The sequence below is a fragment of the Mycobacterium lacus genome, from assembly GCF_010731535.1.
Classification (GTDB): Bacteria; Actinomycetota; Actinomycetes; order Mycobacteriales; family Mycobacteriaceae; genus Mycobacterium; species Mycobacterium lacus.
In genome coordinates, this window is the sequence record NZ_AP022581.1 from 4,349,769 (window position 1) to 4,362,596 (window position 12,828).

Genomic DNA, 12,828 nt, shown 5'->3' on the forward strand with positions numbered 1-12,828 from the left:
TACGTAATGGTAGTTGAATTTGGCCGGCCTCGTGACCCCCGTATCGACGGCGCGGTGCTTCGCGCGACAGTCGAGCTGCTCGCCGAAACCGGTTATCCGGGCCTTTCGGTCGCCGCCATCGCCGCGCGAGCCGGCACCAGCAAGCCCGCGATCTACCGGCGTTGGCCGAGCAAGGCGCACCTCGTGCACGAGGCGGTGTTCCCGATCGGCGCCGCAACCGAAATCCCCGATAGCGGATCTACACCCGAGGACCTGCGTGAGATGGTGCGCCGCACAATGGCTTTCCTGACGACACCGGCGGCCAAGGCGGCCCTGCCGGGGCTGGTCGGCGAGATGGCAGCGGATCCGACCCTGCATTCGGCACTGCTGGAGCGGTTCGCCGACATCATTGGCGGCGGCCTGGTCGCGTGGCTTGCAAGCGCCGCGGCGCGGGGTGAAGTCCGCGCCGACGTCGCCGCCGCCGAACTTGCCGAGGCAATCGCCGGTGTCACACTGCTGGCCCTGCTCACGCGCGCCGCCGAACTCGACGACGCCTGGGTCGATCGCACAACCACGTTGCTCCTGAAGGGAATTGGCGCATGACGCACGAATCGACTGCCGCTTGGAAGGAGCTGCTCACGACCCTCGGAGACCTTGACCGCTCGTTCCTGGAGGGCGACCGTGCGGTGACCGACGACCGGCACATTGCCGACGGCTACCGGATGCTCGCCACCACCCTGGGCGTGGCCTTCGACACCTACCTGTTCGCCGAGCCGGGTCGGCCACAGTTCGTCGCGGTGAACACGCCGTTTCGTCGCGACCGCCGATGGGGCGGTGACAACACCGACGCTTACTACTTCATCTGCCCGGTCGATCCGCGGCGGCGCTACCGCGTCAGCGGCAACAAGGGTGACAGCGTGTACTTCTCGGTCACCACCTACAACGAACCGTCGCCCGGCGCGTGGTCGGACCGGATCGTCGCAATCGTCCGCGACACCGATCTCGATATCGATGCCGACGGCAACTTCAGCTTTGAGTTCCCTCCCACACCCGACGCGGCCGTGCTGATGACCCGTGACTACCAGGCGGATCCGCTGACCGGCCGCCCGGTTACCTGGCACATCGAGGCGCTCGACGAGCTGGAGCCGATCCGACACGGCGACGCGGAGACCGCGGCACGCCTGCGGGCGACTGCCGCGTGGATGCGCACCATGTTCGCCATCGTGCCGCTGGCCGTCGGAACACGGGTCGACGACAAGCACGCGCTGGGGCACGAAACCGAGCACGCTGCAAACCAATTCGCCGATCCCTACCAAGTTCCCGACGCCAACTTCGGCTGGTCGGCGCGCGACGCCTGCTACTCCTACGGCAGCTTCGTGCTCGACGACGACGAGGCGCTCGTCATCACGCACCGACCCCCGTCGTGCAGGTTTTGGAACCTAGTGGTGTGGAACCAATTCATGGCCACCCACGGCGCGGCGGAGGGCCCCGATGTCCGTTGCTCCGTCAACGGCCACAGCGCGGCGCTCAATGGTGACGGTTCCGTGACGATCGTCTTGTCCCGCGGGACGACTGCCCACCCGAATTCAGTTACGGCGCTGGGCTATCCGCGTGGCAACCTCGCATTTCGGTGGTTTCTCGCCGACGGGGTGCCCGCGCGGCCCGAGGTGAAGCTCGTGAACGTGTCGGAAGCGCCGACGGACGTGGATTAGGCCGGTCGATCGAGACTGCGTCCAGGGTTACCCGCGGTCGAGGAGACACACGCTGGGCGCAGGCTCGGCGCCGTCAGCGCAGGCTCACCCCGCTCCGGGAAGGTCAGCCTGACGATCTTGCGGACGACCGTGCCGAACTGCCGCAGCAGCGGTCCACGGTTGTAGGGAATCCCGTAACGCTCGCAGATTTCTTGCACCTCGGGCGCGACCTCGGCATACTTACGGGCCGGCATGTCCGGGAACAGATGGTGTTCGATCTGATGTGACAGGTTGCCGGACAGCAGGTGAAAGATCTTGCCGCCGGTCAGATTCGCCGAACCGAGCACCTGACGGAAGTACCACATGCCGCGCGACTCGTCCTGGGTCTCCTCGACGGTGAATTCCTGGGTGCCGTCCGGGAAGTGGCCGCAGAAGATGATCATGTACGACCACACGTTGCGCATCAGGTTGGCCGTCAGATTGCCGGCGAACACGAACGGCGCGAACGGCCCGGCCAGCAGCGGGAAGGCGACGTAGTCCTTGAGCGTTTGCCGGCGCGTCTTTTTCCAGATGGCCTTCAGCGTCTCACGCTTGTCGGCGAGCGTGATCTCGCCCGAGCGAATGCGCTCGGTTTCCAGTTCGTGCAAGGCGACTCCGTACTGGAACAACACCATCAGCAAGAACGCGTAGACCGGGTTGCCCAGGAAGTACGGTTGCCAGGGCTGGTCTTCGCTCATGCGCAGGATGCCGTAGCCGATGTCGCGGTCCATTCCCACGATGTTGGTGTGCGTGTGGTGCATGTAGTTGTGCGAATGACGCCACTGATCGGCCGGGCAGGCGGTGTCCCACTCGAACGAGCGGCCGGAGATCGCGGGGTCACGCATCCAGTCGTACTGCCCGTGCATGACGTTGTGGCCGATCTCCATGTTGTCCAGGATCTTCGACAGGCCCAGCATCGCGGTCCCCGCCGGCCAGGCCGGCGGCAGGAACAGCAGGACGCGCCCGCCCACTTCCAGCGCGCGCTGGGCCTTGATGACGCGGCGGATGTAGTCGGCGTCTCTTTCGCCGAGGTCGGCCATCACGCGTTCCTTGATGGCGTCGAGTTCGCGGCCGAATGCGTCGGCCTGCTCGGGGGTCAGCGTGATCTTGTTGTGTGACATGGTTTTTCCTTTCTTCACGACTGTGAACCGCGCGACACGACACGACGTGCGGCTGTCGCGTGATTCACGGTCGTGCAATGTCATTGGGTTACAGGGCCAGCTCGACATCGCCGACGGGGGCGGACACGCAGATCTGCACGTCCTCGTAGGGCTGCGTCGAGACCGCGCCGGTGACCAGGTTGCGCACGGTCCCGGCGCTCTTGCGCCGGGTGCACGTGTGGCAGATGCCCATCCGGCAGCCGTTCTCCGGTGTCAGGCCGGCCGATTCCGCTTGTTCGAGCAGCGAACGACCGTCGTCGACGACGCTAATCCCGCTGTCCGCGAACGTCACTCGGCCGCCTGACGGATTCTCCGGCGGCTCGAACACCGGCGGCACGAAGCTCTCGGTGTGGACGTTCTCGCAGTGTTTCTGGACGGCCTCGACCAAAGCGGTTGGCCCGCACACGAACACCGCGTCGGGTGACGGCATCGCCGCTGCCAGGTGCTGCGGGCCGAAACGACCGGCCAAGTCTCCGCCGTCCGATCGGGTGTAGCCGTGCAGCACCCGCACCCGAGTCATGGCGGCCAGCTCCATGCGGTAGCACGCCTCCGCGGCGGCGCGCGCGTAGTGCACGAAGGCGATCTCGCCCGGGTGACGCTCGGCGACCAGCGTGCGCAGCATCGCCATGACGGGCGTGATGCCGCTGCCGCCGGACACGAACAGGATCCGCCGCGGTCTCCCATGCGACCCCGGCGCGGGCAACACGAAGTCGCCGCCGACCCCGGCCAGGCCGACCACCATGCCGCGGTGGGCACGCTCGTGCAGGTAGGTCGAGACCAGCCCGCCGTCGTGGCGACCGATGGTCAGCTCGAGGTGGCGGCTGCCCTCGGCGTTGGCCGGTGAATAGCAGCGGGTGTGCCGGCGGCCATCGATGTCGACGGTGAGGTTGACGTACTGCCCGGCCTTGACGGTGTGGGCGGCGGTGAAGGCGGGGTTCGGAGCCAGTGTCAGGGTGACGCTGCGCGGCGTGGTCCGCCGCACGTCGACGACCTTGGCGCGGGCCTCGTCCCGAGTCCAGGTGGGCGCGACCAGCTCGGTGTAGCGGTCGACGCCATGTGGGCCGGTGAGCAGGCCGACCAGGTCCGAACCCAGGACTCGCTTCGTCAAAGATTGAGTGAACATATGTACACGGTGTGTTCTTAGCATGCTGGTCGTCAAGGATTTCCGCAGCGCTGTGGTAGAGTTCACACAGTGAACGACCGTACTCCTAGCTCACGGCCGCAGCGATCGGGCCGGGACCGTAACCGCGATAGCCCGTCACGGGAGGAGCGCAAGGAAGCGACCCGGCGGGCCATCATCGCCGCCGCCCTCAAGCTGCTCGGAGACCGTAGCTTCAGCGGCCTAAGCCTTCGTGAGGTAACCCGGGAGGCCGGGATCGTGCCCGCGGCGTTCTACCGGCACTTCGAGTCGATGGAGGCCCTCGGATTGGTCCTGATCGACGAGTCGTTTCGCACGTTGCGGGACACGCTGCGCGGTGCGCGCGCCGGCAGGCTCGATCCCAACCGCGTGATCGAATCCTCCGTCGAGATCCTGGTCGCCAGCGTCGCCGAACGCCGCGAGCACTGGCGCCTCATTGGCCGGGAACGCTCCAGCGGGCTCAGCGTCTTGCGGTACGCCATCCGCACCGAGATCCGGCTGATCACCTCCGAGCTGGCTACCGACCTAGCGCGCTTCCCGGGGCTGAACGAATGGAGCACGGAGGACCTGAACGTGCTGGCGACCCTGTTCGTCAACGCGATGATCGTCACCGCCGAGGCAATCGAGGACGCTTCCAGCTCCGAGGCACTCGAAGAGATCCGGCGAATCGCCATCAAGCAGCTGCGGATGATCGCTGTCGGTGTCGCCGGCTGGCGAAGCAATCCCTGAGGCGCAAGAGCGTTCTCGCGACGTCCACCCGGTGCTCGTCGGCGACATCGCAGTGGTTCCCTACCTCGGTTCGCGCCACATCGGCCACAGGGGCGGCCCGCCGTTTGGCAGCGTGATCTCGCCGGTGACGGTGAATCCGAAACGTTGGTAATAGGGCACGTTTTCGGGTTTGGTCGACTCCAGATAGGCCGGACAGTATTCGGCGTCACAGCGGTCCAGCCGTGAGCGCAGCAGGGCGTGACCGAAGCCGTGGCCGCGGACCGTTGGATCGCTGCCAATGGCAGCCAGATACCAGTGCGGTTCTTCGGGATGCGCGCGCTTCATCTCTTCCTGCACGGCGCGTCCCATCGCCATCCGGAAGCCGAACACCCGAAGGAATGCCGGGGTCATCGCCAGCGCCCCACGGCGCGTCTCCCGCCATTGATTCGGCGGATCCCACAGAGCCGCCGCACCGATGCCGCCGCCCTCGCAGGCCACCTCAACACCGCCGCGCGACAGATGGTGGTGGCGCGTCATCGTCGCGAACAACCGGTACAGCTGGGCGGTCCGGGCCTTGTCGTCGGGAAGCAGCCAGGTCATGACCGGGTCGTCGTAAAAGGCCCGGGCCATCGTGCGTGACAGCTCGCGGACGTCGGGCTTGAGTGCCGCGCGCGCCTGTGGGGTCACCCGAACCAGGTTAGCGAGTAACTTGGCGGTGGAGAACTCGAAGGTGTGGTGGGTTGCGTGGCGGGTGATCCGATCCGATGACCGGCATCTCGCGGCGGGTGTTCGGGCAGGTAGCTGCCGGGGCGGGCGTGCTCGGCGCCGGCGGGTTATTCGGCGGCTGCGGCACACGCGGCGGCGATCGCGGCGCGCCGACCGGTCCGGCCCCCGAGCCGGGCAAGCCGGTGGGGGTCGTGCTGTCGCACGAGCAATTTCGTACCGATCGGCTGGTGGCGCAAGCCCAGGCGGCCGAACGCGCCGGCTTCCAATACGTGTGGGCCAGCGACCATCTCCAGCCGTGGCAGGACAACGAGGGCCATTCGATGTTTCCCTGGCTGACCCTGGCGCTGGTGGGTAGCGGCACCACCCGCATCTCGTTTGGCACCGGAGTGACCTGCCCGGTGTATCGCTACCATCCCGCGGCGGTGGCCCAGGCGTTCGCCTCCCTGGCCATCCTGAGTCCGGGGCGGGTGTTCTTGGGGCTGGGCACCGGTGAGCGGCTCAACGAACAGGCCGCGACCAACGCGTTCGGCCCCTACGCCGAGCGCCGCGACCGGCTGATCGAAGCGATCGGGCTGATCCGCCAGCTGTGGAGTGGTGCGCGAATCTCGTTTGCGGGCCGCTATTTTCAGACGAACGCCTTGAAGCTCTACGACCTGCCCCCTACCCCGCCGTCGATCTTCGTGGCTGCCGGTGGTCCCAAAAGCGCCGCGCTGGCAGGCCAGTACGGCGACGGCTGGATAACCCAGGCCGCCGACCTGACGAACCCGAAGCTGCTCGCCGCGTTCGATGCGGGCGCACACGCCGCCGGGCGCGATCCCGCGAGCCTGGGCAAACGCGCCGAGCTGTTCGCCGTCGTCGGCGACCACGCCGAGGCCACCCGCGCCGCGATCCTGTGGCGATTCACCGCCGGGGCCGTCGATCAACCCAATCCGGTCGAGATCCAGCGCGCCGCCGAGTCCAACCCGATCGACAAGGTGCTGGCCAACTGGACGGTCGGCACCGACCCCGGCCCGCACATCGGCGCCGTGCAGGCGGTGCTCGACGCCGGGGCTATCCCGTTTCTGCACTTTCCCCAGGACGAACCCATCGACGCCATCGAGTTCTACCGCACCAACGTCTTACCGAAGTTGCACTGAAGCCGGCCGATTCCGTGCCGCACCTACGATGGAGGGGTTCCATCAACGATGCCGGTGCCACGGTGCGCCGGGGAACGGTTGGCGAGAAGTGTGGGACTTCGAAACGGACCCGGAATACCAGGCGAAGCTGGACTGGGTCGAAAAATTCATGGCCGACGAGCTCGAACCGCTCGATCTGGTCGCCCTTGATCCCTATGACAAGAAGAACGCCGAGGTGATGGCGATCCTGCGGCCGTTGCAGCAGCGGGTGAAGGATCAGGGCCTGTGGGCCGCCCACCTGCGGCCGGAACTGGGCGGCCAAGGCTTCGGTCAGGTGAAGCTGGCGCTGCTCAACGAGATCCTGGGGCGCTCGCGCTGGGCGCCGTCGGTGTTCGGCTGCCAGGCACCGGATTCGGGCAACGCCGAGATCCTGGCGCTGTTCGGCACCGACGAGCAAAAGGCCCGTTACCTGCGGCCGCTGCTGGACGGCGAAATCACCTCCTGCTATTCGATGACCGAGCCGCAGGGCGGTTCCGATCCCGGACTGTTCGTCACCGCCGCCACCCGCGACGGGGATCACTGGATCATCAACGGGGAGAAGTGGTTTTCCACCAACGCCAAGCACGCGTCGTTCTTCATCGTCATGGCCGTCACCAATCCCGACGCCCGCACGTACGAAAAAATGTCGCTGTTCATCGTCCCGGCCGAAACGCCCGGTATCGAGATCGTGCGCAACGTCGGTGTGGGAGCCGAGTCATCCAGGCACGCCAGCCACGGATACGTCCGCTACCACGACGTGCGGGTGCCGGCCGATCACCTGCTGGGCGGGGAAGGCCGGGCGTTCATGATCGCGCAGACCCGGCTCGGCGGCGGGCGTATCCATCACGCGATGCGCACAATAGCGTTGGCGCGCAAGGCATTTGACATGATGTGCGAGCGGGCGGTGTCGCGTCAGACCCGGCATGGACGGCTCTCCGAGCTGCAGATGACCCAGGAAAAGGTCGCGGACAGCTGGATCCAGATCGAGCAGTTCCGGCTCCTGGTGCTGCGCACCGCTTGGCTGATCGACAAGCACCACGACTATCAGAAGGTGCGCCGCGACATCGCGGCGGTAAAGGTCGCCATGCCCCAAGTGCTCCACGATGTCGTGCAGCGGGCCATGCACCTGCACGGTGCGCTCGGCGTGTCCGACGAGATGCCGTTCGTCAAGATGATGGTGGCCGCCGAGTCGCTGGGCATCGCCGACGGCGCGACGGAGTTGCACAAGATGACGGTTGCCCGGCGGACTTTGCGTGAATACCAGCCTGTGACAACGCCTTTCCCGTCTCAGCACATACCGACCCGGCGGGCGGAGGCCGAGGCCCGGCTAGCCGAACGGCTGGAGCACTCGATAGCCGAGTTCTGATCGGCGAGCAGACGCAAAAGCCCCCAAAACGGGGTGCTCCTGACCTATCCGTGGGTTGATGGGTTGGAAGTTTCTTCTTGCTCCCTTCCGCGATAGTTGCTCGTTGGCGCTGCCTGCGTGGGAGGTGTCCATGTGGAGCCCCCCGAGCGCAGCGAGGCGGAACGACATGGACACCGACGCGCGGGTGGCGCAGAATCGGCGACGTTGCGGAAGGGGCCCGCCAGGGGTGCCCTGGTGGGGTGTTAGCCGCGGCCGGGCAGTGTGGGGCGGTGGCCGCCGAGGGCGAGCATGGCCAGCGCGATCAGTGCGGCGGGGTTGTGAAACCCGAACGCGACGCGGGTCAGGACCCGGATTTTGGTGTTGGTGGATTCGATCAGTCCCTGGGACAGGCCGTGGTCGAGGGCGGCGTCGATGGCCTGGCGGTGGCGCACGATGCGGCCGGCCAGCTCGACGAATACCGGGATGCGGCAGCGCCGCGCCCAGGAGATCCACCGGTCCAGGGCCTGTTTGCCTTCCTCGCCCTTGACCGAAAACACGTGCCGTAGGCCCTCTTTGAGCAGATAGGCACGGTATAGCCGGGGATCGGTCTTGGCGATCCAGGCCAGTTTGGCGGTTTGACGTTCGCTGAGGTCTTCGGGGTTTTTCCACAGCGCATAGCGGGCACCCTTGAGCCGCCGTGCCCGCTCATGACCCGGCCGCGGCGCGGTGTTCTTGGCGGGCCGGCCACGGCCCCATTTGGCCTCGGTACGCGCCAGCGTCCGCGCGTCATTCCAGGCCCGGCGCCGCTCGGCGTCCAGGGCCTCGGTGGCCCAGGCCACCACGTGAAACGGATCGGCGCAACGGATCGCGGCCGGGCAACGCTCGGCGACGACGTCGGCGATCCAGTCCGCCGCATCGGCGGACACATGGGTGATCTGCGCGGCCCGGTCGGCACCCAGCGCGTCGAAGAAGCGCCGCAGGGTGGCGGTGTCGCGTCCGGGCGCGGCCCAGATCAGGTGGCCGCTGTCGTGGTCGACCACCACCGTCAAATACTTGTGGTGGCGTTTGTAGGCAATCTCGTCAATGCCGATACGACGCAGATTGGCGAACCGATCGACGGTCTTTTCGGTGTCGGCCCACACCCGGGCCACGACTGCCCCCACGGTGCGCCAGGCGATTCGCATCAGTTCGCACACCGCGGTTTTCGAGCAGGCCACCGCCAGCCAGGCCACCGTGTCATCAAAGGCAAACGTGTGTCCAGCATGGTGACGCGCCCACGGCACCATCACCACGGTCGGCCCATGGGCGGGCAATTCACCCGCGGCGCCTCGGCCTCCAAAACACCCGGATCGTGCCCAAGTCCAAGCCCCGCCACCGCCGCGGTCCTCACCCCGGTCATACCAGGGCGCCTTGCGTTGACAGCGGCCACAGCGGCCCGACATACCGCTGCGCGAGCGCACCCACGCCACCACCAACTCCGCGCCATCGCCGTCTTCAGCGAACTCGATGTCCTCGATTACCGTGCGGCGGTCGACACCAAGCAGCGCACGCCATAGCCTCACATTGCGCACGTCGTTGCTGGCTCCTTTGGTTTCGGACCCTTCACAAGCCAGAAACCTTAAGCCACAACGGCGTGCGCCCCTACTTCGCTGCTATCCACCCACGGAACTGTCAGAAGAGCCCAAAACGGGGTGGTTTTGGGGGCTTTTGCGTCTGCTCGCCACACTACGAAATGTAGCGAACGATGCCCTCGGCCACACATGCCGGCTTGGCGGAGCCTTCGATCTCGACGGTGGTCGACACCGTCGCCTGCACGGCACCGTTGCCAAGGTCCTCGACGCCGACCAACGAACTCCGCGCGCGCACCCTCGATCCGACCGGCACCGGGGCGGGGAACCGAACCTTGTTGAGGCCGTAGTTGATTGCCAACTTGATGCCCTTGACGGCATACATCTGTTGCTGCAGCCGCGGCAGCAGCGACAGGGTCATGTACCCGTGGGCGATGGTCTTGCCGAACGGACCCGCCGCCGCCCTTTCCGGGTCGACGTGGATCCACTGGTGGTCCCCCGTCGCGTCGGCAAACAGGTTGACCGCGTCCTGAGTGATGGTCACCCAGTCGCTCTGCCCGATCGTCTCGCCGACGGCGCCAGCGAGGTCGGCGACCGAATCGAAGGTGCGCATAGGGTCTCTCCTCTGGTCGGGGGTATGCATAGAACTTATGCGGCTGCTGCTGATCGCCGATACCCACGTCCCCACGCGCGCACGCGACCTGCCCGCACAGGTGTGGGCCGAAGTCGCGAGGGCCGACGTCGTCATGCACGCCGGCGACTGGGTGGCGCCCGAGTTGCTCGACCAGCTGGAGGCCAGGTCCTCCCGGCTGGTGGCGTGCTGGGGGAACAACGACGGGCCACGGTTGCGCTCTCGGCTGCCCGAGCGTGCGGACGCGGTGCTGGACGGGCTGCACTTCACGGTGGTCCACGAGACGGGCGCGGCGGCCGGCCGGGACTCGCGGATGTCGCGGCTCTATCCGGGCAGCGACGTGCTGGTTTTCGGTCACAGTCATATCCCTTGGGACACCACGACGAAGACCGGCCTGCGGTTGTTGAACCCGGGCTCGCCGACGGATCGCCGCCGCCAACCCCATTGCACGTACATGACCGCGACCGTGGCGGACGGCGCGCTGACGGAAGTGGTCTTGCGCGAGGTGGAAGGCCTCGCGGGGCGGTGTTGATTTGGTCACCGATCACCGGCGCGCTGGTCCGCGGCAGTCACATCGGCAACACGAATCTCCGGGTCGAGCCGGTACACAGTTTGCCCGCCTCGGAGCGACAAGCTCAGGCGCGCAGTGGATTTGTCGCTCGGAGCGGCGCACATCGACCACCGCCCCGCGCAAACTCGGATGACTGATGTGACCAGAACGTGTCAAACGGGACCGATTCCGCGCCGACGCTCAATCGTTAGCCAACCGCGACATGCCTCTCCGGCCGCGACGGACGAGTGGCGGCGTCCCGCTGTGTTTCACTCACCCAGACAGATTCGACCGCGACGGATGGGTAGGGCTATGTCGTTCTTCGAAGAGGTGCGGAAACTGCGTGGCACGGCGGCGAAAGCGCCGCGCCGGCTGGCCATCGCGGCCGTGGGGGCTGCCCTGTTGACCGGTCTCGTGGGTGCCGTCGGCGGCTCGGCGACCGCGGGGGCATTCTCCAAGCCAGGCCTTCCGGTGGAATACCTGCAGGTGCCGTCGCCGTCGATGGGCCGCAGCATCAAGGTCCAGTTCCAGGGCGGCGGAGCGCACGCGGTGTACCTGCTCGACGGCCTGCGGGCACAGGACGACTACAACGGTTGGGACATCAACACCCCGGCCTTCGAGGAGTACTACCAGTCCGGCCTCTCGGTGGTCATGCCGGTAGGCGGCCAGTCCAGTTTCTACACCGACTGGTACCAGCCTTCCCAGGGCAACGGTCAGGGCTACACCTACAAGTGGGAGACGTTCCTGACCAGGGAGATGCCCGCGTGGCTGCAGGCCAACAAAGGTGTTTCGCCGACCGGCAATGCGGCGGTGGGTCTTTCGATGTCAGGCGGTTCCGCATTGATCCTGGCCGCGTACTACCCGCAGCAATTCCCGTACGCCGCATCATTGTCCGGATTCCTCAATCCGTCTGAGGGCTGGTGGCCGACGATGATCGGACTGGCGATGAACGACTCGGGCGGGTACAACGCCAACAGCATGTGGGGTCCGTCCACCGACCCGGCCTGGAAGCGCAACGACCCAATGGTCCAGATTCCGCGCCTGGTCGCCAACAACACCCGGATCTGGGTCTACTGCGGTAACGGCGCACCAACCGATCTGGGTGGCGACAACATGCCGGCGAAGTTCCTGGAAAGCTTCACCTTGCGCACCAACGAAGCGTTCCGGGACAACTACGCGGCCGCGGGTGGACACAACGGCGTGTTCAACTTCCCGAGCAATGGAACACACTCGTGGCCCTACTGGAATCAACAGCTGGTTGCCATGAAGTCCGACATCCAGCAGGTGCTGGGCGCCACCAACAATTCCGCCTAAGGCGCTTAGTGGCTCCCAGGCCCAGCCACAATGCCAGCATCGGCAGCGGCGCTACGGCCAGCGCTGCTGCCGATGCTTTATTTCAGCAGGGCACGGCGATCAGAGTGGAAGTAGGTGTAACCCGTTGTCACCGCGCACAAAACGCTTGCGGCGGCCAGCATCTGGGTGCCACCGAGGATCAAGCTGATGCCGCCGCCGACGGCGGCGCCCACCATGAAGCTGGCGCACAGCAGAAAGTAGCCCAGCCAGTCGGCTGCCTGTCCACCGGCCATATGACGCTCGATGCCCTGACCCATCTTGACCAGCGTGCCGGTCACGTAGCTGATCGGGATCGACACCTCGCCATCCTTGACGTACGACGTGTTCAACGCGCCAATGCCGAAGACCACGAACAGAATCGGCACGAAATCCAGCTTTTCGGACCATCCGCCCGCGACGATGTCCAGCGCGGTGGCAGCCAGCAGGCTAACGGTGGTCAGCACGGTCGGCCCGTGCGGATGCGCCACCCAGAAACGCCGCCTGCACACCGACGCAACCACCACGCCGCCCACGAAGCACAGCATCAGCAGCGCCGCGCTTATCGACAGCACCACGTCGTCCCGGAAAACCCCCAGCACGGCTCGCTGCGCGTTGCCGGTCATGAAGGTCACGAAGTACCCGTCGGAGTGGGCGAATGCGGTCGCCCCCAAGATCCCGGCCAGCGCTGCCAGCACCCACGACAACCGTGCCTCACTGTCGAAAGTCTCATTCGCCACCCGGACATGCTGCCAGACATCGGGCGTGCGCGCAGGGCACGGCCGTGCCGACGGGGCGCGACGGTCGGCC

12 protein-coding genes and 1 pseudogene are annotated in these 12,828 nt (G+C 66.5%); 7 read left to right on the forward strand and 6 right to left on the reverse strand.

Annotated elements, in window-relative coordinates:
- Window positions 1–6: 6 nt before the first annotated feature.
- Together G6N24_RS20050 and G6N24_RS20055 are read left to right on the forward strand one after the other, a co-directional pair.
- Window positions 7–582 (forward strand): TetR/AcrR family transcriptional regulator, encoded by a 576-nt coding sequence (locus tag G6N24_RS20050; protein WP_085162811.1) that lies wholly within the window; start codon window positions 7–9, stop codon window positions 580–582.
- Window positions 579–1,691 (forward strand): DUF1214 domain-containing protein, encoded by a 1,113-nt coding sequence (locus tag G6N24_RS20055; RefSeq protein ID WP_085162812.1) that lies wholly within the window; start codon window positions 579–581, stop codon window positions 1,689–1,691. Before G6N24_RS20050 ends, G6N24_RS20055 begins: the two co-directional genes overlap by 4 nt.
- On the opposite strand, the gene G6N24_RS20060 is transcribed toward G6N24_RS20055, so the two are convergent.
- Both G6N24_RS20060 and G6N24_RS20065 read right to left on the reverse strand, forming a co-directional pair.
- Window positions 1,688–2,830, reverse strand: a complete 1,143-nt coding sequence (locus G6N24_RS20060; RefSeq protein WP_232070611.1) for a fatty acid desaturase family protein — start codon at window positions 2,828–2,830, stop codon at window positions 1,688–1,690. The two genes, G6N24_RS20055 and G6N24_RS20060, sit on opposite strands and share 4 nt — an antisense overlap.
- A gap of 88 nt (window positions 2,831–2,918) precedes the next feature.
- Window positions 2,919–3,992, reverse strand: coding sequence for a ferredoxin reductase (locus tag G6N24_RS20065; protein ID WP_085162813.1), 1,074 nt, complete (start codon window positions 3,990–3,992; stop codon window positions 2,919–2,921).
- 69 nt (window positions 3,993–4,061) lie between these two features.
- Here G6N24_RS20065 and G6N24_RS20070 point away from each other — a divergent pair, with 69 nt between their 5' ends.
- Window positions 4,062–4,736, forward strand: coding sequence for a TetR family transcriptional regulator (locus tag G6N24_RS20070; RefSeq protein WP_085162814.1), 675 nt, complete (start codon window positions 4,062–4,064; stop codon window positions 4,734–4,736).
- A 60-nt stretch (window positions 4,737–4,796) separates the two neighbouring features.
- On the opposite strand, the gene G6N24_RS20075 is transcribed toward G6N24_RS20070, so the two are convergent.
- A complete protein-coding gene (locus G6N24_RS20075; protein WP_085162815.1) occupies window positions 4,797–5,402 on the reverse strand; it encodes a GNAT family N-acetyltransferase in 606 nt (201 codons plus the stop codon).
- Window positions 5,403–5,479: 77 nt separating this feature from the next.
- On the opposite strand from G6N24_RS20075, the gene G6N24_RS20080 reads away from it, so the two are divergent.
- Both G6N24_RS20080 and G6N24_RS20085 read left to right on the forward strand, forming a co-directional pair.
- Entirely contained in the window at window positions 5,480–6,577 is a 1,098-nt protein-coding gene (locus tag G6N24_RS20080; RefSeq protein ID WP_085162816.1) for a F420-dependent hydroxymycolic acid dehydrogenase, read from the forward strand.
- A gap of 88 nt (window positions 6,578–6,665) precedes the next feature.
- A complete protein-coding gene (locus tag G6N24_RS20085) occupies window positions 6,666–7,961 on the forward strand; it encodes an acyl-CoA dehydrogenase family protein (protein WP_085162817.1) in 1,296 nt (431 codons plus the stop codon).
- A 242-nt stretch (window positions 7,962–8,203) separates the two neighbouring features.
- Here G6N24_RS20085 and G6N24_RS20090 read toward each other — a convergent pair.
- Window positions 8,204–9,511: pseudogene (locus G6N24_RS20090) on the reverse strand (ISL3 family transposase).
- Window positions 9,512–9,665: 154 nt separating this feature from the next.
- On the reverse strand, window positions 9,666–10,121 hold the full coding sequence (locus G6N24_RS20095) for a MaoC family dehydratase (RefSeq protein ID WP_085158347.1): 456 nt from the start codon (window positions 10,119–10,121) through the stop codon (window positions 9,666–9,668).
- Between the two features lie 37 nt (window positions 10,122–10,158).
- Between G6N24_RS20095 and G6N24_RS20100 the strand changes: the two genes are divergently transcribed.
- Window positions 10,159–10,671 (forward strand): metallophosphoesterase family protein, encoded by a 513-nt coding sequence (locus G6N24_RS20100; RefSeq protein ID WP_085158349.1) that lies wholly within the window; start codon window positions 10,159–10,161, stop codon window positions 10,669–10,671.
- A gap of 330 nt (window positions 10,672–11,001) precedes the next feature.
- Window positions 11,002–12,003, forward strand: a complete 1,002-nt coding sequence (gene ag85C / locus G6N24_RS20105) for a diacylglycerol acyltransferase/mycolyltransferase Ag85C (protein ID WP_085158351.1) — start codon at window positions 11,002–11,004, stop codon at window positions 12,001–12,003.
- 77 nt (window positions 12,004–12,080) lie between these two features.
- Here the strand turns inward: ag85C and G6N24_RS20110 are convergent, their stop codons facing one another.
- Entirely contained in the window at window positions 12,081–12,758 is a 678-nt protein-coding gene (locus tag G6N24_RS20110) for a YoaK family protein (protein WP_085158353.1), read from the reverse strand.
- Window positions 12,759–12,828 lie beyond the last annotated feature (70 nt).